General features: G+C 65.7%; 17 protein-coding genes. 10 read left to right on the forward strand and 7 right to left on the reverse strand.

Annotation, left to right across the window (positions count from 1 at the left end; all coding sequences use genetic code 11):
* Positions 1 to 162: 162 nt before the first annotated feature.
* The 3 genes from BVC93_RS30220 to BVC93_RS30230 all read left to right on the forward strand — a co-directional run bounded on the left by BVC93_RS30220 (position 163) and on the right by BVC93_RS30230 (position 3,335).
* Complete coding sequence (locus BVC93_RS30220; protein ID WP_083740614.1) at positions 163 to 855, forward strand: fasciclin domain-containing protein; 693 nt, start codon at positions 163 to 165, stop codon at positions 853 to 855.
* Between the two features lie 126 nt (positions 856 to 981).
* Positions 982 to 2,658, forward strand: coding sequence for a cytochrome c biogenesis protein CcdA (locus BVC93_RS30225; RefSeq protein WP_083740615.1), 1,677 nt, complete (start codon positions 982 to 984; stop codon positions 2,656 to 2,658).
* A 128-nt stretch (positions 2,659 to 2,786) separates the two neighbouring features.
* Positions 2,787 to 3,335 carry a fasciclin domain-containing protein gene (locus BVC93_RS30230; protein ID WP_269466581.1) on the forward strand — a complete coding sequence of 183 codons (549 nt, stop codon included), beginning with the start codon at positions 2,787 to 2,789 and terminating at the stop codon, positions 3,333 to 3,335.
* Here the strand turns inward: BVC93_RS30230 and puuE are convergent.
* Positions 3,325 to 4,254: an allantoinase PuuE gene (gene puuE / locus BVC93_RS30235; RefSeq protein ID WP_236950183.1), complete on the reverse strand. Its 930-nt coding sequence runs from the start codon at positions 4,252 to 4,254 to the stop codon at positions 3,325 to 3,327. The two genes, BVC93_RS30230 and puuE, sit on opposite strands and share 11 nt — an antisense overlap.
* 71 nt (positions 4,255 to 4,325) lie before the next feature.
* On the opposite strand from puuE, the gene BVC93_RS30240 reads away from it, so the two are divergent.
* Together BVC93_RS30240 and BVC93_RS30245 are read left to right on the forward strand one after the other, a co-directional pair.
* Positions 4,326 to 5,618 carry a cryptochrome/photolyase family protein gene (locus BVC93_RS30240; RefSeq protein WP_083740617.1) on the forward strand — a complete coding sequence of 431 codons (1,293 nt, stop codon included), beginning with the start codon at positions 4,326 to 4,328 and terminating at the stop codon, positions 5,616 to 5,618.
* A gap of 59 nt (positions 5,619 to 5,677) precedes the next feature.
* The gene (locus BVC93_RS30245; RefSeq protein WP_083740618.1) at positions 5,678 to 5,932 is read left to right on the forward strand and encodes a DUF2631 domain-containing protein; all 255 of its coding nucleotides are present in this window, start codon (positions 5,678 to 5,680) and stop codon (positions 5,930 to 5,932) included.
* A 127-nt stretch (positions 5,933 to 6,059) separates the two neighbouring features.
* Here the strand turns inward: BVC93_RS30245 and rlmN are convergent, their stop codons facing one another.
* The 4 genes from rlmN to pyrH are packed head-to-tail and all read right to left on the reverse strand — an operon-like array spanning position 6,060 to position 9,420.
* Positions 6,060 to 7,160 (reverse strand): 23S rRNA (adenine(2503)-C(2))-methyltransferase RlmN, encoded by a 1,101-nt coding sequence (gene rlmN / locus BVC93_RS30250; protein ID WP_083740619.1) that lies wholly within the window; start codon positions 7,158 to 7,160, stop codon positions 6,060 to 6,062.
* Positions 7,161 to 7,201: 41 nt separating this feature from the next.
* Positions 7,202 to 8,071 carry a phosphatidate cytidylyltransferase gene (locus BVC93_RS30255; RefSeq protein WP_083740620.1) on the reverse strand — a complete coding sequence of 290 codons (870 nt, stop codon included), beginning with the start codon at positions 8,069 to 8,071 and terminating at the stop codon, positions 7,202 to 7,204.
* 6 nt (positions 8,072 to 8,077) lie between these two features.
* Complete coding sequence (frr, locus tag BVC93_RS30260; protein ID WP_083740621.1) at positions 8,078 to 8,635, reverse strand: ribosome recycling factor; 558 nt, start codon at positions 8,633 to 8,635, stop codon at positions 8,078 to 8,080.
* 59 nt (positions 8,636 to 8,694) lie between these two features.
* Positions 8,695 to 9,420: a UMP kinase gene (gene pyrH, locus BVC93_RS30265; RefSeq protein WP_083740622.1), complete on the reverse strand. Its 726-nt coding sequence runs from the start codon at positions 9,418 to 9,420 to the stop codon at positions 8,695 to 8,697.
* 206 nt (positions 9,421 to 9,626) lie between these two features.
* On the opposite strand from pyrH, the gene BVC93_RS30270 reads away from it, so the two are divergent.
* The 5 genes from BVC93_RS30270 to BVC93_RS30290 are packed head-to-tail and all read left to right on the forward strand — an operon-like array spanning position 9,627 to position 14,398.
* The gene (locus BVC93_RS30270; protein ID WP_083740623.1) at positions 9,627 to 11,216 is read left to right on the forward strand and encodes an ABC transporter substrate-binding protein; all 1,590 of its coding nucleotides are present in this window, start codon (positions 9,627 to 9,629) and stop codon (positions 11,214 to 11,216) included.
* On the forward strand, positions 11,204 to 12,208 hold the full coding sequence (locus BVC93_RS30275; RefSeq protein ID WP_083740624.1) for an ABC transporter permease: 1,005 nt from the start codon (positions 11,204 to 11,206) through the stop codon (positions 12,206 to 12,208). Before BVC93_RS30270 ends, BVC93_RS30275 begins: the two co-directional genes overlap by 13 nt.
* A complete protein-coding gene (locus tag BVC93_RS30280; RefSeq protein ID WP_083740625.1) occupies positions 12,205 to 13,032 on the forward strand; it encodes an ABC transporter permease in 828 nt (275 codons plus the stop codon). The genes BVC93_RS30275 and BVC93_RS30280 overlap by 4 nt, the downstream gene beginning before the upstream one ends.
* Positions 13,032 to 13,811, forward strand: a complete 780-nt coding sequence (locus BVC93_RS30285; RefSeq protein ID WP_083741476.1) for an ATP-binding cassette domain-containing protein — start codon at positions 13,032 to 13,034, stop codon at positions 13,809 to 13,811. The genes BVC93_RS30280 and BVC93_RS30285 overlap by 1 nt, the downstream gene beginning before the upstream one ends.
* Positions 13,808 to 14,398 (forward strand): ABC transporter ATP-binding protein, encoded by a 591-nt coding sequence (locus tag BVC93_RS30290; protein WP_083740626.1) that lies wholly within the window; start codon positions 13,808 to 13,810, stop codon positions 14,396 to 14,398. Before BVC93_RS30285 ends, BVC93_RS30290 begins: the two co-directional genes overlap by 4 nt.
* On the opposite strand, the gene BVC93_RS30295 is transcribed toward BVC93_RS30290, so the two are convergent.
* Both BVC93_RS30295 and BVC93_RS30300 read right to left on the reverse strand, forming a co-directional pair.
* Positions 14,395 to 16,410: a primary-amine oxidase gene (locus tag BVC93_RS30295; RefSeq protein ID WP_083740627.1), complete on the reverse strand. Its 2,016-nt coding sequence runs from the start codon at positions 16,408 to 16,410 to the stop codon at positions 14,395 to 14,397. The genes BVC93_RS30290 and BVC93_RS30295 overlap by 4 nt on opposite strands.
* Positions 16,407 to 17,912, reverse strand: coding sequence for an APC family permease (locus tag BVC93_RS30300; RefSeq protein ID WP_083740628.1), 1,506 nt, complete (start codon positions 17,910 to 17,912; stop codon positions 16,407 to 16,409). Before BVC93_RS30300 ends, BVC93_RS30295 begins: the two co-directional genes overlap by 4 nt.
* Positions 17,913 to 17,928 lie beyond the last annotated feature (16 nt).

Below are 17,928 nucleotides of genomic sequence, written 5' to 3' on the forward strand. Positions count from 1 at the left end.
CGCGTACGAGCGCTGCGCCAGAAGCGCCGAAATTCTGACGCAACCGTGACAAAGCCCCACCGCCGGTCATCTAGGTCCCGGAGTGCTCCGAATCGTGGATGCAGACGCCGCACGGGGCCCGTCCGTGATCACCGCAAGGCAGACAAGGAAGTCACCAGCAACATGTATGCGATCCAGCACAGAATCCTCGCCGCAGGCTTCGCCGCCACCGCGGCGTTCGCCATGTCGGCGTGTTCGGGCGAACAGGCGGAGAGCAATGTCTCCTCGGCGTCCAGCGCGGCGTCGTCGGCAGCGGAGTCCGCGACAGGCCAGACCAGCACCATGGCGGCGCCCACCTCCAGCGCCAGTGCCGATCCCGCCGCCAATCTGGTGGGCGCGGGCTGCGCGGCGTATGCCGAACAGGTCCCCGACGGGCCGGGATCGGTGACGGGCATGGCCCAGGATCCGGTGACCGTGGCCGCATCGAACAACCCGATGCTCACGACCCTGACTCAGGCACTCTCAGGTCAGCTCAACCCGAACGTGAACCTGGTCGACACGCTCAATGGAGGCGAGTTCACCGTGTTCGCTCCCACCGACGACGCGTTCGCCAAGATCGACGCGGCCACACTCGAGCAACTCAAGACCGATTCGGATCTGCTGACATCGATCCTGACCTACCATGTGGTTCCGGGACAGGCGAGCCCGGCGCAGGTCGTCGGCGAGCACACGACCGTGCAGGGCGAGCCGGTGTCGGTCACCGGGGAAGGCGATGACCTGTTGGTCAACGACGCCGGACTGGTGTGCGGGGGCGTACAAACCGCCAACGCGACCGTCTACATGATTGATACTGTGTTGATGCCGCCAGCATCCTGACGGCCCAAAGACCGGCAAGGCAGCCCGACCCCCCGACCGGGCTGCCTTGCCTCTTTCGTGCCTACGGCGCGCAAATTGCTATGTGCGACAACCCATCCGGGCTCAGACCGGATCCGACTAACAGTTATGACGACGCTCGCGCTGATCGGATTCGTCGGAGGACTGATCACCGGAGTCTCGCCGTGCATCCTGCCTGTGCTGCCGGTGATCTTCCTCAGCGGCGCACACAGCGAGCGCACCCGGCATCAGAAGCTGCGGCCGTATCTGGTCGTCTTCGGCTTGGTCGTGAGCTTCAGTCTCGTAACGCTCGCGGGGTCAGCCCTGCTGTCGCTGCTACGTCTGCCGCAGGACAGTCTTCGATGGCTCGCGCTGATGGCACTGGCGGCCATCGGGTTGGGACTCATTTTCCCGAAAATCGAAGAGCTACTGGAGAAACCGTTCACAAAACTGCCTCAGAAGCAGATCGCGACACGCAGCAGCGGGTTCGGGCTGGGGATCACCCTCGGCGTCCTGTACGTGCCGTGCGCAGGTCCAGTGCTGGCCGCCATCGTGATCGCCGGCGCCACCGGCTCGATCGGTCCCGAAACACTGGTACTCACATTCGCGTTCGCCGTGGGTGCCGCCATTCCACTCTTGGTGTTCGCTTTGGCAGGCCAGCGGATAACACAACGGATGAGTGCGTTTCGCACCCGCCAACGCCGGATTCGGGTTGCTGCCGGACTGGTCACCATAGCACTGGCCGTGGCGTTGGTCTTCAATCTTCCTGCAGTGCTGCAACGTTCGATTCCGGACTACACCACTGCGCTACAGGACCGGGTCAGCGGCGAACAACTTGACCTCGGCGGGCTGATCAACGATCAGAACGCGCAGTTGTCGAACTGCACCAATGGCGCCGACGAACTCGAGGACTGCGGACCCGCCCCCGACATCACGGGCATCACATCGTGGTTCAACACCCCCGACAACACTTCTGTAGATCTGCGCGCACTGCGCGGCAAAGTGGTGCTGGTCGATTTCTGGGCATACTCCTGCATCAACTGCCAGCGGGCCGCCCCACATCTCGTGGACTGGTACAAATCCTACGGCGACAAGGGTTTTGAGATCATCGGCGTGCACACCCCGGAATACGCGTTCGAGAAGGTGGAATCGAACGTGATGCACGGCGCCGACGATCTGGGAATTACCTACCCGGTGGCGCTGGACAACTCGTACTCGACGTGGACCAACTACCGCAACCGCTACTGGCCCGCGAAGTACCTGATCGATGCGACCGGTACGGTGCGACACATCAAGTTGGGCGAAGGCGACTATTCCACCACCGAGAATCTGATCCGAGAGCTGCTCCGCCAGGCCAACCCCAGCGTGGACCTACCGGAAGTCAGTGAAAAGAAGGACACCACACCACAATCCGGACTCACGCCCGAGACATATCTCAGCGTCGGCAAGGTGGTGAACTACGGTGGGCTGGGCACCTACGACCAGGGCAGCGCGGAGTTTGCGGTGCCACCAGATCTCCCCCGCGACACTTTTGCCCTCGCCGGCCCGTGGGCGCTGGACTATCAGGGTGCCACCGCGGTCAGTTCGGATTCCGGTATTTCACTGAACTTTCATGCCGAAGATGTCTACATCGTCGTCGGAGGAACCGGCTCCCTCACTGTCACCAAAGATGGCCGACGTGTCACCACCGACATCTCGGGACCACCCACGGCATATCGCATCGTCGACGAACCCGCGGTCGCGACCGGACATCTCGACGTTCGCGTCGACGAGGGGTTGCAAGTATTTTCGTTCACTTACGGTTGACACCCATCCAGCTGTGAAGCTGCTTCGAATGACCTGTGTCAGAGCACTTCAACGACGAACACCACACGAGGAGTCGACGCGCGATGAAGACACAGACGAAGGCCGCCACCGCAATCGCCGCTGCAGCCATGGGCTTGACACTGGCCGGCGCCCCTGCCGCGGTTGGCGAACCCATGGGTCCGATGGGCCCGGGATGCGCGGCGTATGCCGAACAGAATCCGACGGGTCCGGCGTCGGTGACGGGCATGTCCCAGGATCCGGTCACAGTGGCCGCGTCGAACAACCCGATGCTCACCACGCTCACCTCGGCGGTATCCGGTCAGCTCAATCCGGACGTCAACCTCGTCGACACCCTCAACGGTGGTGAGTTCACGGTGTTCGCCCCCACTGACGACGCGTTCGCCAAGATCGATCCCACCACCATCGAGACGTTGAAAACCGACGCTGCGATGTTGACGAACATCCTTACCTACCATGTGGTTCCGGGTCGGGTCAGCCCCGAGCAGGTGGCCGGCACACACACCACCGTGCAGGGAGCGCCGGTGACTGTGGCCGGACCGGCAGACCAACTCGTGGTCAATGACGCCTCGGTGCTCTGTGGTGGCGTCCAGACGGCAAATGCCACCGTGTACCTGGTCGACACCGTGCTGATGCCGCCCGCCACCTTCAATCGCTGAGCGGCGGCGGGAAGTGCTCGATCCAGTGTCGGGCAATGTCCACCCGCCGCGTGATCCACACCTTGTCATGGGATTGCACGTGGTCCAGGAAGCGCTCCAGGGAGGCGACGCGGGCGGGCCGGCCCACCAGCCTGCAGTGCAGACCGACCGACAGCATCTTGGGTGCACCCGCGGCGCCTTCGGCGTACAGCACGTCGAAGGCGTCGCGCAGGTACGCGAAGAACTCGTCACCGGACGGGAATCCGCTGGTGGACACGAACTTCATGTCGTTGGTGTCCAACGTGTAGGGCACCACCAGGTGGTCGTGACCGTCCACCCTGGTCCAGTACGGAAGGTCGTCGGAGTAGGAGTCGGAGTCGTAGAGGAACCCGCCGTGCTCGACCACCAGTTGCCGGGTCTGGGGTGAGTCGCGCCCGGTGTACCAACCCAGCGGCGGCGCACCGGTCAGTTCAGTGATCAACGCCACCGCCTCGGCCATGTGCTCGCGCTCCACATGCGGATCGATCAGCTGGTAGCTCAGCCACCGCAGGCCGTGGCAGGCGATCTCGTCACCCCGCTCCTGGAAGGCCTTGACTGCTTCAGGATTGCGGGCCAGGGCCATGGCGACACCAAAGATGGTCAGCGGGAGGCCGCGGCGCTCGAACACCCGCAGCACTCGCCACAAACCGGCGCGGGAGCCGTACTCGTACAACGACTCCAGGCTCATGTGTCGGTTGGGAAAAGGCTGGGCACCAATGACTTCCGAGAGAAATGTCTCCGAACGGGTGTCGCCGTCGAGCACGTTGTTCTCAGCACCCTCCTCATAGTTGAGGACGAACTGAACGGCGATGTTGGCGCCGCCTGGCCAGTTCGGGTGCGGCGGATTGGGACCGTAGCCCACCATGTCACGCGGATAGTCGTGCAGCGTCATGCCGGCCATTCTGTCAGCGTCAGAGAGCTGTCACCGAACGAGAAGTTTCCTTCCGCCCGAAACAGGGCAGCATCACTGGCATGACTCGGGTGCTGTGGTTTCGTCGCGACCTTCGGCTGGGAGATCTCCCCGCGCTGCTCGACGCTGGAGCCGACGACGCCGAGGTGCTGGCCTGCTACGTGCTGGACCCCCGTCTGACGGCCTCCTCGGGGCCGCGGCGGTTGCAGTTCCTCTACGACTCGCTGCGCGAATTGCGCGACGCTCTCGACGGCAGGTTGCTGGTCACCCGGGGACGTCCCGACTCCCGCATCCCCGCGGTGGTCAAGGCCGTCGGCGCCACCTCGGTGCACGTGTCCGAGGAATTCACCCCGTTCGGCCGGGCGCGTGACGAGCAGGTGGCCAAAGCACTGGGCGAGGTACCGCTGGAGAGGTCCGGCTCGGCTTACCTGGTCTCCCCCGGTCGTGTCACCAAGGACGATGGCTCCCCCTACAAGGTGTTCACCCCGTACTTCCGCCGCTGGCGCGAGCACGGCTGGCGCGCGCCGGCCAAGACCGGGCCAAAGTCGGCGCGCTGGATCGACCCCGCCGACGTGTCCGGGGCGGGCACGAACATCGAGATCCCCGACCCGGGTACCCAGCTGCCCTATCCGGCCGGCGAGAAGGCCGCCAGGCGGCGCTGGAAGCGGTTCGTCGAGCAGAACCTCGATGGCTACTCCGGTGACCGCGACCGGCCCGACCTGGACACCACCAGCCGGATGTCGGCCTACCTGCACTTCGGCAACATCCATCCCCGCACCCTGGCTGCCGACCTGGGCAAGGCCGAAGGTCCGTCGGCGTACCTGCGGGAACTGGCGTTTCGCGACTTCTACGCCAGTGTGCTCGCCGAATGGCCCCGCAGCGCGTGGTGGAACTTCAACAGCGACTTCGACGCCATCGAGGTCGACGACGACGACGAACTGTTCACCGCGTGGAAGGAAGGCCGCACCGGGTTTCCCATCGTCGATGCCGGGATGCGGCAGCTGCGCGAGAGCGGCTTCATGCACAACCGGGTGCGGATGATCACCGCGTCGTTCCTCGTCAAAGATCTGCATCTGCCGTGGCAGTGGGGTGCACGCTGGTTCCTGGAGCAGTTGCTCGACGGCGACATCGCCAGCAATCAACACGGCTGGCAGTGGGCGGCCGGATGCGGCACCGACGCCGCGCCGTACTTCCGGGTGTTCAATCCGGACACCCAGGGCAAGAAGTTCGACCCCGAGCAGGCCTACGTGCGCCGCTGGGTGCCCGAGTACGGCAGCGACGACTATCCGGCTCCGATCGTCGACCACAGCGCCGAGCGCGCCGAGGCGCTACGCCGGTACAACGCGCTGAGCTGAAACGGCGTATGCCAGAATGACGGGCAGAAATACAGCCCCGATCCGTGAGGAGCTCAGCAGTGGTCAGCACCGAGGTGGAGCGCTACGACGACGTCGATCCTGCCGATGTGCCGTCCGCCAAGTGGGGTTGGAGCAAGATCAACTACCGCACCTGGCATCTGACCGGGCTGTTTATCATCGGCTTCCTGCTACTGATGATGCACGGCAACCATGTCGGCCACGTCGAGGACTACTTCCTCATCGGCTTCGCCGTCATCGCCACGTTTTTCCTGGTGCGCGACTGGTGGGGTCGCCAAAAGGGCTGGATTCGCTAGACCGCTACCGCGAGATCGACGCTACGCAGCGAAAGTTCGAGTGATCACCTGCGTAACGTCGATCTCGCGATGTCAGCCCTCGGCCGCCAGCTGGCCACACGCCCCATCCACGCGCGTGCGCGCTGCGCTACCGGCCTCGTCCCTCGGCCGCCAGCTGGCCACACGCGGCGGCAATCTCACGGCCCCGCGTGTCCCGCACCGTGCACGACACGCCCTTGGCACGCACCCGCTTCACGAATTCCCGCTCCACCGGTTTGGGACTGGCGTCCCACTCGCTGCCCGGGGTCGGGTTCAGCGGGATCAAGTTCACGTGTACCAGCGGCCCGAACGCCGTATGCAGCTTCTTGCCCAGCAGATCTGCCCGCCACGGCTGATCGTTGACGTCACGGATCAGCGCGTACTCCACCGAGACCCGCCGTCCGGTGCGGTCGGCGTAGTAGCGTGCGGCGTCCAGCACCTCTTCGATCTTCCAGCGGTTGTTCACCGGAACCAGGGTGTCGCGCAGTTCGTCGTCCGGGGTGTGCAGCGACAACGCCAGCGTCACGCCCAGCTTCTCGTCGGCCAGCTTGCGGATGGCGGGCGCCAGCCCCACGGTGGACACCGTGACCGAACGCGCCGAGATGCCGAACCCCTGCGGTGACGGGTCGACGATGCGGTGCACCGCGGCCACCACGCGGTTGTAGTTGGCCAACGGCTCGCCCATGCCCATGAACACCACGTTGGACAGCCGGCCGTCGAACTCGTCGCGCACCGCGGCACCTGCGGCGCGCACCTGCTCGACGATCTCTGCGGTGGACAGGTTGCGCATCAAGCCGCCCTGGCCGGTGGCACAGAACGGGCAGGCCATGCCGCAGCCTGCCTGCGACGAGATGCAGACGGTGTTGCGGTCGGGGTAACGCATCAGCACCGACTCGAAGGTGGTGCCGTCGACTGCCCGCCACAGCGTCTTACGGGTCTCCCCCGCGTCACACTGGATCTGCTTGGCAACCTTCAGCAACTCCGGAAACAGCGATTCGCCCAGCTGCGTGCGCAACCCGGCGGGCAGGTCGGTCATCTGCTCGGGGTCGGCGATCAACCTGCCGTAGTACTGCGAGGCCAGCTGTTTGCCGCGAAAGGCCGGAAGCCCCAGTTCAGCGACGGCGGCCGCGCGTGCGTCGGCGTCCAGATCGGCAAAATGCCGCGGGGGAAGTGCCCGTCGCGGTGCCTCGAATACCAGGGGAAGATTCATGATCGGGTTCCAGTATCCGCCATCGGCGGCGTCAACCCCAATCAGGCGAGGACGGCGAGCACGATCCAGGTGGCCGCGGCCGACGGCAGGATCGAGTCGATGCGGTCCATGATGCCGCCGTGGCCGGGCAGCAGTGTGCCCATGTCCTTGATGCCCAGATCGCGTTTGACCTGCGATTCCACCAGGTCCCCCAGCGTGCCGGTGATCACCAGGAAAATGCCGAGCGGGATGCCCACCCAAGCGGGCTGCTCCAGCAGATACACCACCGCCAGCACCGCGGCGGTGGTACCGCAGACCAACGAGCCGGCGAAACCCTCCCAGGATTTCTTCGGGCTGATGGCAGGCACCATCGGGTGTTTGCCGAACAGCACCCCGGCGGCGTAGCCACCGATATCGGAGAACACCACGGCCAGCAGCATGCAGAGCACACGGGCCCAGCCGTCGTCGGGGTAGATCAGCAGGACACCGAACGCGCCGAACAGCGGAATCCACGCGGTGAGGAAAACCGTCACGGCCACGTCCCGCAGGTAATTCGACGGGGCGGTTTTGAGCCCCTGCGCCAGCAGTCGCCAGATCAGGCACACCAGCACGGTCCCACCGAAGCCGCCGAGCGCACCGGCGGCGCCGAACGGCCAGGTCAACCAGATGGTGGCCTGGCCACCCACCAGCAGCGGCACGACCGGGATGACGTAGCCGCCCTCACGCAGCCGGCGGACCACCTCGTGGGTGGCCACCGCGATAGCCGCAGCCACCACGCCGATCCAGACGTACGGGACCCACAGCAGGATGGCGATCAGACCGAAGCCCAGAAAGGAACCGACGGCAATGGCCGCGGGAAGGTTGCGACCGGCACGCGAAGACTTCGGCGCCGGCTCACTGCCAGTGTCGGTGTTGGCCACGGGGGTGCTCACTGGAAGTCAGACTTCCAGCAACTCACCTTCCTTGTGTTTGACCAGTTCATCGATCTGACTGACGTAGGTCTGCGTGCTCTTGTCGAGGTCCTTCTCGGCACGGGTGACCTCGTCCTCGCCGGCCTCGCCGTCCTTCTTGATACGGCTGAGCTCGTCCATGGCCTTGCGCCGGATGTTGCGCACCGAGACCTTGGCGTCCTCGCCCTTGGCCTTGGCCTGCTTGACCAGATCGCGGCGGCGTTCCTCGGTGAGCTGCGGGATGGAGACTCGGATGACGTTGCCGTCGTTGCCGGGGTTGACGCCCAGATCGGAGTTGCGGATGGCGTCTTCGATGCTGCGCAGCTGCGACGCCTCATAGGGCTTGATGACGACCAGTCGGGGCTCGGGCACATTGATGCTGGACAACTGGGTGATCGGCGTCATCGAGCCGTAGTACTCGATGTTGATGCGGGAGAACATGCCGGGGTTGGCACGACCGGTGCGGATCGACGACAGATCGTCGCGGGCCACCGTCACGGCCTTTTCCATCTTCTCCTCGGCATCGAAGAGCGCCTCGTCGATCACGGTTGTTCTCTCCCGTCACTCACTTCGTTCCCCTGGCCGGTCGCCGCTTTACGCAGAGATCAAGAGGTGACCAGTGTCCCGATCTTCTCACCTGCGACGGCCCGGGCGATATTTCCGTCGGTCAGCAGGTTGAAAACCAAGATCGGCATGCCATTGTCCATGCACAAGCTGAATGCGGTGGCATCGGCCACCTTGAGGCCGCGGTCGAGGACCTCGCGGTGGGTGACCGCGGTCAGCAGCTCGGCGTCCGGATTGGTGCGAGGGTCGTCGGTGTACACGCCGTCAACAGCCTTGGCCATCAGCACCACCTCGGCACCGATCTCGAGGGCGCGCTGTGCGGCGGTGGTGTCGGTGGAGAAGTAGGGCAGTCCCATGCCTGCGCCGAAGATGACCACGCGGCCTTTCTCGAGGTGACGCCGAGCGCGCAGCGGGATGTACGGCTCGGCCACCTGACCCATGGTGATGGCGGTCTGCACCCGGGTGTCGATGCCTTCCTTCTGGAGGAAGTCCTGCAGCGCAAGGCTGTTCATCACGGTACCGAGCATGCCCATGTAGTCCGAGCGGGTGCGTTCCATACCGCGCTGCTGCAGCTGGGCGCCGCGGAAGAAGTTGCCGCCGCCGATCACCACCGCCACCTGGGCGCCTTCTCGCACCACGTCGGCAATCTGTCGAGCCACCAGCGACACCACATCGGGATCCAGGCCGACCTGGCCGCCGCCGAACATTTCACCGCCGAGTTTGAGGAGCACTCGGGCGTACTTCGGACGAGGAATCGCCGTCGTCATCTGCCACCCCCATCGGATTCGCCGTTGCCGGACATACAAGCGCCATCCGGGCGTGAGCCAGGACGGCTGTTCCCATCCTGCCTCATGCGGGGGACCCCGGAGCGCCCAGCATCAAAAGTGGGACTACCCGATCGGGTGATGGCGCACAGCGAACTGCCAGGTAAGGTTCGGTCTGATCAATTGAACAGATGAGCGGAAGAGGACGTATGGCACTGAGCAGGGTTCCCCGCCGTGTCGGGTTTGCCACCGCGGTGACCGTGATCACCGTCGCGGGTTGCGCCGCTCCGTCGGAGCCGGCGAACCAGGACCAGATCATCCTTGCCGAAGGCCAGGAGCTGGGTGGCTACAGCCCCTTCGTCAGCTACGGCGAACTCGGTGTCTCCCCCATCTACGAAGGACTCCTGCGTCCGGCGTCGGACACCGACGCACAGATCCCCGACCTGGTACCCGCCTTGGCGTCGGCGCCTCCCGAACAGCGCGCCCCGCGCCAGTGGCGCATCGCGCTGCGCGAAGGTGTCAGCTTCTCCGACGGCACCGACTTCGACTCCGCCGACGTGGTGGCCACCTACGAGGCGCTCAAGAATCCGGCCGTGGCCTCCGATATCGCCACCAATGTCGCGCCCATCACCTCTGTTGCCGCCGACGGACCGCTGGCCGTGACGATCGAGGTGAACACCGACGCCGACCCGTCACCGTATCTGCTGACCGGGATCGTCCCGTCGGAAAAGGTGCAGGACGCCCCGGCCGCCGACTGGGCACTGAACACCGAACCGGTGGGCACCGGGCCCTACCGGTTGGACAGCCTGCGTCCCGATCAGGCAGTCATGGTGGCACGCGACGATTACTGGGGCGAGAGGCCGCAGGTGGCACGCCTGGTCTACACCTACACCCCCGACGACAACACCCGCGCACAACGCATCGCCACCGGGGAGGTGGACGGCGCCAACCTGCCGCCCAAGCTGGTGGGCTCGGTGGAGAGCGACGAGATCAGCACTGTCGCGGTGAAATCGGCTGACTGGCGCGGAGTTTCGTTCCCGTCCGGTGTTGCCTTCACCGCCGATCCGCTGGCCCGGCTGGCGATGAACCTGGGTGTGGACCGCACGGCCGTGATCCGCGACGTCCTCGACGGCCATGGCCGCCCAGCCGACACACCGATCGGCGACGTCTACGGCCTTGCCTACAACCCCGAAGCCACCTTCGCCTTCGACCCGGATGAATCCGCTGCCATCCTGGACCGCGCCGGCTGGGTCACCGGCGCCGGCGGCATCCGGGAGAAGGACGGTGCCCGCGCTGAATTCGAGTTGCTCTACAACGCCGCGGACACCCTGCGCCGCGATCTGTCGGTGGCTTTCGCCACCGCGATGAAACCGCTTGGCATCCAGGTCAATCCGCGAGGCACCAGTTGGGACGAGATCGACACCCGGTTCGAGACCTCTGCGGTTCTGCTGGGCGGCGGCTCCACCCCGTACAGCATCGACTCGCAGGTCTACGACACCCTGCACACCCGGCTGCCGGATTCCTCCCCCTACTCCAACCCCGGCAATTTCACCGCCCCCGGTCTCGACGAACTGCTGGACCGGGCCCGCGAATCCGCCAGCGGCGACGGCAAAGACGCGCTCTACCGCGACATCCAGGCCAGCTACGTCGCCCAACCGTCGAGCGTGTTCCTGGCTTTCCTGGATCACACCTACGCCTACCGCGACCTCGGCTGGAACCAATCGGCACCGATTCTGGAACCACATTCGCATGGAGTCACCTGGGGTCCGTGGTGGCATATGGGCGCATGGACCCGGTGACCGAGAACTGGCGTCGCAACCGAATCACTCCCGCCGCCAGGCTGCTCGGAATCCGTGCTGTCATCGCGATTCCGGTGACCGTGGCAGTGTCGGTCGGGATGTTCTTCGTGGCCGCACTCTCGCCGTTCGACCCACTTGCGGCCTACCTCGGCAGCAACTACCAGTTCGCCACCCAGTCGCAGCGCGAGGCCATGCGGGCTGCCTACGATCTGGACCAGCCCTGGTGGCAAGCGTGGTGGCACTGGTTCACCACCGCGTTGTCCGGTGACCTGGGTTGGTCGTCCACCCAGTCGCTGCCGGTGAGCACGGTGCTGGCCGAACGGATGCCCTTCACCCTGGCGCTGTCGGGCACCGCACTGGTGCTCGGCGCCTCGATCGCGATCCTGCTCGGCGCCGTCGCCGGCATGCGCGGCGGTGCCATCGACCGGGCTTGCAACGGCTTTGCGGTCACCTTCGCCGCGGTTCCGCCCTTCGTGGTGTCGCTGACACTGGTGACGGTGTTCGCTGTCGGGCTGCGCTGGTTCCCCACCTCAGGTGCCCGGCCGCCAGGCAGTGACTACACGGTGAGCGGCGTACTCACCTACGCCGCGCTCCCGCTGACGGCTCTGGTGCTGTCGCAGATCCCGTGGCTGATGCTGGCCACCCGAGCCGAGGTGCGCGACGCCAGGGACTCCGATGCGGTGCGCGCGGCCCGCGCCCGCGGCGTGGACGGCTGGCCGCTGTTGCGCGGCCACATCGCGCCGGTGTCGGTGCTTCCGACGCTGGCGCTGCTGGGCACCCGGCTACCGGAGCTCATCGCCGGTGCGGCCATCGTGGAGACGATCTTCGGCTGGCCCGGCGTCGCGGCGGTCCTGGTGGAATCGGCGGCGGCGCTGGACTTCGCACTCATGGCGGCACTGACGGTGGGCGCCGCGCTGGCGGTACTGCTGGGTTCGGCGCTCTCGGATGCCGCCGCAGTGGCCCTCGATCCCCGGATCGGCTTGCGCGCATGAGCATTTCATTGTTGTCCCGACGGTCCCTCGTGCAGTGGCCCTGGATGCTGCTGGCAACCATCCTGGTTGCCGCCGTGCTGGTCCCCCTGCTGGCCGGTGACCAGGCGGCCGACTTCAGCCGGGCGTTGCGGCCGCCGAGCGCGGCGCATCTGGCCGGCACAGACCATTCCGGGTACGACCTGCTGGTCAGAACCGCAGAGGGGCTGCAGATCTCGCTCCTGATCGCCGCCACGTGCGCGGTGGTGTCCGCCGTGATCGGCGCCGTGATCGGCATCGGGTCGGTGCTGGCCGGCGGGTGGATCGATGCGACGGTGATGCGCCTGGTGGACGGGGTGAACGCCCTGCCGCACCTGGTCGTCGGGATCGTCATCGCGGCGATGTGGCGTGGCGAGCCACTGGCCATCATCGCCTCGATCGGCCTTACCCACTGGCCTGCGGTGGCCCGCGTGGTGCGGGCCGAGTTGTTGTCGGTCACCGACGCCGGCTGGGTGCAGATGTCGCGGCTGGCCGGAGCGTCACGGTGGTTCGTGGCTCGCAATCACCTGCTGCCCGCGGTCACCGGTCAGGCCGTCGTGGCGATGGTGATGCTGTTGCCGCACGCGGTGTGGCACGAATCGACCCTGTCTTTCCTCGGCGTCGGGCTCTCACCGGACCAGGCGAGCCTGGGCACGCTGCTGGGACAGGCGCGCGGTGACATCCTTTCCGGCGCCTGGTGGACGCTGGTGGTGCCCGCCGGCGCCCTGATCCTCACGGCGCTGGTGTTCGCCGCCTCCGCCACCGCGCTGCGGCAACGTCACGAACCTCCGTCCGGGCGGGTGTGGTGATGGTCTATTCACCGAAAGCGGCCGCCCAGTTGGTCGGCGTCACCGTCGACATCGCCACCCGAGGCGGCAGACGCTCCCCCGTTGTGCGCACCCTGGACGACGTGCACCTGTCGGTTCCTGCGGCGGGCTTCACCGCCCTGATCGGCGAATCCGGTTGCGGCAAGTCACTTGTCGCCGCAGCCCTGTGTGGGCTGTTGCCGCCGGGATCACGGGCCAGCGGCCAGATCCTGATCGGCGACCGCGATGTCAGCGACGCCGGGGAATCGCAGTGGCGGCAATTGCGCGGCCGCCGGGTGGGATTCGTGCCGCAGTCGGCAGCGACGTCGTTCACCCCGGTTCGCACCATCGGCGCGCAGCTCACCGAGGTGTGCCGACGGCTCGGCGCCGACCGGGATCCTGCCGAACTGCTGGCCGCGGCCCAGTTGCCGCCGGACACCGGCGCGCTGTATCCGCACGAGCTGTCCGGCGGCATGGCACAGCGTGCGGCCATCGCCGCCGCCATCGCCGCCCGCCCGGCCCTGTTGATCGCCGACGAGCCCACCTCGGCGCTGGACCCCGGCCACGCCGCCGCGGTGTGGGAGCTGTTGGGAGCGGCTGCGCGCGCCGGCGCCGGCGTGCTTGCCATCACCCACGATCTGACGACGCTGCTGGATTCCGGGGTGTGCGACGACATCGCGCTGATGCGAGACGGCACCGTGGTCACCCAAGGTCCATGGGCCGAGATCACCGGAGCCGGCGACGACTACAGCCGGCGGTTCTTCGCCGGGGTGACGGCATGACCCGGCTGCACGCGCAGGACGTCAGCGTCGACTACGCCGGACGCACGGCGTTGCGCGACGCCAACCTCACCGTGCGAGCCGGAGACATCGTCGGTGTCACCGGACCCTCCGGCTGCGGCAAGACCACCCTGCTGCGGGTGCTGGCCGGTCTGCAGCGGCCCTGCTCGGGCACAGTGCAGATCGGGGGCTCTGTGGGCATGTTGGCCCAGCACCCCCGGTTGGTGTGCAACCCGCGCTGGCAGTTGGGGGCGGTGATCGCCGAGCCCGCCAGGATTCGCAGGAGCACCGTCGATCTGGATCCGGTGATCACTCGAGTGGGCTTGGACCCGCTGCTGCTGGACCGCTACCCGGCCCAGGTCAGTGACGGCCAGCTACAGCGTGCGTGTATCGCCCGGGCACTGATGGCGCAACCGACATTCCTGCTGTGCGACGAGCCCACCGCGATGCTGGATCCGATCGCCTCGGCTGCCGTGGTGGACCTGTTGAGACAGATGGCCGACGAGGGCACGGGAGTGGTTGTGGTGACCCATGATCCGAGGATCGTCGCCGGATTGACCGGCGACGTCCTCGAACTGGGCGACCGCTAGGACTCCCGCGCTCGTTCGGCGACGGGCAACCCCGCGTGGTGAGCCGAATGGCATGCTGCCGGCGGACTCGGCGGGATATCCAGTGCCGGGTTGCCGTCGAAGAAGCCGACCGGCTTGAGGTGGAAGCCGGTGTACGCGCACGGCATCACCGGCCAGTCCTCCGGCCGCACCACGTGGTGGGCCCCGACGGTGTACCAGAGCACCACATCGGTGTCGTCCAACGGCGCATCGTCGGCGATGAACTCGGGCAGACCCTGCATGTCGGCCGACTGGTACATGTAGTCGCCGGCGGCGAACTTCTCGGCCGGGTCGTACTTCGTCACCCACAGGTTGTGCTGGACGAAGCGGGCCCGGTCGTAGATGTAGGAACCTTCCTGCACCATCACCGGCACCACCTCTTTCGGGGTGAGCTTGTAGGCCACCGGCGCGCCGAGTTCGTTGATCTTCGACGGATTGGCCACCTTCCAGTACCGGCCGGTGGACCAGTTCCAATCCCTGGCACCCTCGGCTTCCGAGGCCACCAATGTGTCCTGGGTGATCCACGCATTCTTGTGCGGGTTCAGCGCCGGGTCCGGCTCCGGGATCGAATCCACCTCGTAGACACTGTTTCCCGGCCCGTCGATGTTCATGTCGAGGCGGAAATTGAAGAAGTGCTGGTGGTTGGGACCGTAGATGCCGGGGGCCACCATCTTGCCCCAGCGTGGCAGTTCACCCTCCGGGACGGACCCGGTGGTCAACACGCCGGACAGCTTCACCTCGACCTCGATGGAGGCGTCGTTGTAGAAGTACCAGAAGAAGCCGTACTCGTAGTTGCCCACCGTGCAGATCATCGACACCACCAGGCGCCGCGACCGTCGGACCTCCACTTCCTCGGTGCGGAAGTCGGTGTGCTTCCAGGAGATCCCGTAGTCCTCCTCGTGCATGCAGATGGCGTTCGGGATGGTGACGGCATTGCCGCTGGAGTCGTTGACCGTGCCGTCGAAATAGTGGATCTCACCCAGGCAGTCGCAACCGAGGGTCAGCGGGTTGGCCGAGAAGCCCATACCCACTTCACCCATGTCGAAGACGTTCTTGTTCCAGTGCGTGGGTGAGCTGTCACCGTAGGGCACCACCATCTCCGACAGCGATCCCCGGTACATGATGGGCCGGGTCTCACCGCGGTCGGTGTAGGTGACCTCGTGGATGGTCAGGCCCTCGCGCGGGTTGAACCCGATGCGCAGAGACCACTTCTGCCACTGCACATTCCAGCCGTCGACGGTGAAGCTGGGTCCGTCGGGCTGGGTGATCTCGATGGGTTTCACCCCGTCGCGGAACTGCGTGAACGCCGGCCGGTTGTCGGGGTCGAACATGAAACGTGGGTCGTAGTTACCCGACTTCGGCGGCAGAGGCACCACACCGTGGTCCTCGATGTCCAGGACTTCCATGGCGTCGAGATCGAAGGTGACGATCAGGCCCTCGACCGGCCGCGCGTAACCGTGTTCGGACGGCGCGGCCCGCATGAAGGTCAGTGGACGGCAGATCAGTGGCGAGTTGTCGTAGTGGTCCTGCTGGCCGTAGTAGCCGGCAGGCCACGGATCGATCATCGCCAGGCTGAAGTCGGTGACACCACGCTTTTGCATGGCTTCCTGCCACCGCGGATCCTGCCGCACCTTCTCCTCTACCCCGGTCATGTGTTCGACGAGGTAGGAGGGGAAGCGGCCGGGAACGGCCTTCCAGGCGTCGATGGTGCCCGCCGCGACGTCGACAACCGCCTCGTAGATCATCTTGGCGGCACCGTCGTACATGGTGACGAACGCCTGACGTGCCACCGCGGTGTCCGCGAACGTCAACTCCGGTGTCTTGTCCGGCTCGGCGAGCTGGATCATCACGAACTTCAATGTGGGAGTGCCATATTCGGACTCCGAGATGATCCTCGCCGCCGCCTCGATCTCTGCGCCGGAGAGGGGATCCAGTGGATAGCTGACTGAATCACCGGTACCCGGTGTGTTCAGAACCGTGCTGTCCATGGTCATTTGGGTGATTCCTCCTTGTTGAGATCCAGGACCGCCAAGTGCGCGAGGGCGTCTTCCTGGTTCATCTTCGCCGCCGAACGACGGCCGAACACGTACACGATCACGCCAAGAGCCACCATACCGAGGCCGATACCGCCGACCCAGGTCATCCAGGTCGCGGTCGGCACGTCCAGCCACGGGGTGAAGAACGAGTAGTAGATGCCGCCCAGCGTGCCGATCGATCCGACGATGACGGTGATCCAGACACCGGTCATCCCGCCCGGAATCCGCCAGAACTGCTCGCTCTCATAGCGGTCTGCGTACTTCTTGCGCGCGATGATCACCGGGAAAAGGAAGAAGAAGCCGGAGATCAGCCACACCACGCTCAGACCACCCTGGATGTAGACGGTGACGTTGGCCATGCTGCTCTGCGAGTACAGAGTCACCAGGATGATCGACGACAGCACACCCTGGATCAGCACCGCGGTCACCGGATTGCGGGTGCGCGGATTGAGGTGGGTGAAGATGCGCGGCAGGTGGCGCTCCAGACCGGAGACGAAGATCAGGCGGGAGTAGGCCACCTGGTAGGTCATCAGAGCCACGAACACGATGACGGCCAGGACGATTGCCGCGACTTCCATCAGCCCCGGGAAGCCGGAGACGTCGAGGTTGCCGATGACGCCGGTGACCGGATCGATCTGGTCGGACGGCAACACCATCATGGTGCCCAGCGTGGTCAGCAGGTAGATGGCCACGAGGGCAAACGATCCCCAGGCGATCATCTTCGGGCCGCTCTTACGCACCGAGAGAAACTCCGCACCCATGTTGTAGGGCGTCTCGACACCGAGCAGGTACAAGATGACCGTGCCGAAGAGGAACCCGGCGGTGGCGAAGTTCGGCACGGTGGCGTCTTGCCAGCTGAACGGTGTCGCCGACCCGTTCTTCGCCGCGTAGATCAGCCCGGCGATGAAGATGGTGAACGTCAGCACGAAGTACACGACGAACACGGTGTTCATCACCTTCTGGTTGGCGGCCAGCCGGGCCAGGGCCAAACCGACGATGCTCCACAGGATCACCAGCTGCAAGATGATGCTGGTCATCAGACCCAGTTCGGCATGGAATGCCAGCAGAACGAACTGCAACACGATGGCAGGTGAACCGGCACCGTTGAGGATCACCGGGATCCACGACAGATAGCCGCCGACAAATCCCCACTTCTCACCCATGGTTCGGGCCGCCCAGATGTACACACCGCCCTGGCCGGGCCACAGGTTGCCCAGTTCGACGACGGCCATACCGGCGGGAATGAGGAACAACAGGATGCCCAGGATCCACATCGGGATCGCTGTCCAACCACCGGCGGCCATCACCGAGGAACCGGTGATCCAGCAGATGATGAACACGTACATGGCGGTGAGGCCGAAGGTGCTCATCACCTTCGGCAGGACCTGCTCGGGGACGAGCTCGGTGGTCATGAGCTTGTCGCGGTCTGCTATTCGAGCAGCGTCGAGTTCTTGCGTCATCTGTTCTCCGGGAGAA

The organism is Mycobacterium sp. MS1601 (assembly GCF_001984215.1).
Classification (GTDB): domain Bacteria; phylum Actinomycetota; class Actinomycetes; order Mycobacteriales; family Mycobacteriaceae; genus Mycobacterium.

What these genes read in the sequence shown, in the direction of transcription:
- BVC93_RS30300 (WP_083740628.1), bottom strand. Translation starts at nt 17,912, where the DNA reads ATGACGCAAGAACTCGACGCTGCTCGAATAGCAGACCGCGACAAGCTC.
- rlmN (WP_083740619.1), bottom strand. Translation starts at nt 7,160, where the DNA reads ATGAATCTTCCCCTGGTATTCGAGGCACCGCGACGGGCACTTCCCCCG.
- BVC93_RS30240 (WP_083740617.1), top strand. Translation starts at nt 4,326, where the DNA reads ATGACTCGGGTGCTGTGGTTTCGTCGCGACCTTCGGCTGGGAGATCTC.
- BVC93_RS30230 (WP_269466581.1), top strand. Translation starts at nt 2,787, where the DNA reads ATGGGCTTGACACTGGCCGGCGCCCCTGCCGCGGTTGGCGAACCCATG.
- pyrH (WP_083740622.1), bottom strand. Translation starts at nt 9,420, where the DNA reads ATGACGACGGCGATTCCTCGTCCGAAGTACGCCCGAGTGCTCCTCAAA.
- BVC93_RS30270 (WP_083740623.1), top strand. Translation starts at nt 9,627, where the DNA reads ATGGCACTGAGCAGGGTTCCCCGCCGTGTCGGGTTTGCCACCGCGGTG.
- BVC93_RS30280 (WP_083740625.1), top strand. Translation starts at nt 12,205, where the DNA reads ATGAGCATTTCATTGTTGTCCCGACGGTCCCTCGTGCAGTGGCCCTGG.
- BVC93_RS30290 (WP_083740626.1), top strand. Translation starts at nt 13,808, where the DNA reads ATGACCCGGCTGCACGCGCAGGACGTCAGCGTCGACTACGCCGGACGC.
- BVC93_RS30275 (WP_083740624.1), top strand. Translation starts at nt 11,204, where the DNA reads ATGGACCCGGTGACCGAGAACTGGCGTCGCAACCGAATCACTCCCGCC.
- BVC93_RS30225 (WP_083740615.1), top strand. Translation starts at nt 982, where the DNA reads ATGACGACGCTCGCGCTGATCGGATTCGTCGGAGGACTGATCACCGGA.
- BVC93_RS30220 (WP_083740614.1), top strand. Translation starts at nt 163, where the DNA reads ATGTATGCGATCCAGCACAGAATCCTCGCCGCAGGCTTCGCCGCCACC.
- BVC93_RS30295 (WP_083740627.1), bottom strand. Translation starts at nt 16,410, where the DNA reads ATGACCATGGACAGCACGGTTCTGAACACACCGGGTACCGGTGATTCA.
- BVC93_RS30285 (WP_083741476.1), top strand. Translation starts at nt 13,032, where the DNA reads ATGGTCTATTCACCGAAAGCGGCCGCCCAGTTGGTCGGCGTCACCGTC.
- puuE (WP_236950183.1), bottom strand. Translation starts at nt 4,254, where the DNA reads ATGGCCGGCATGACGCTGCACGACTATCCGCGTGACATGGTGGGCTAC.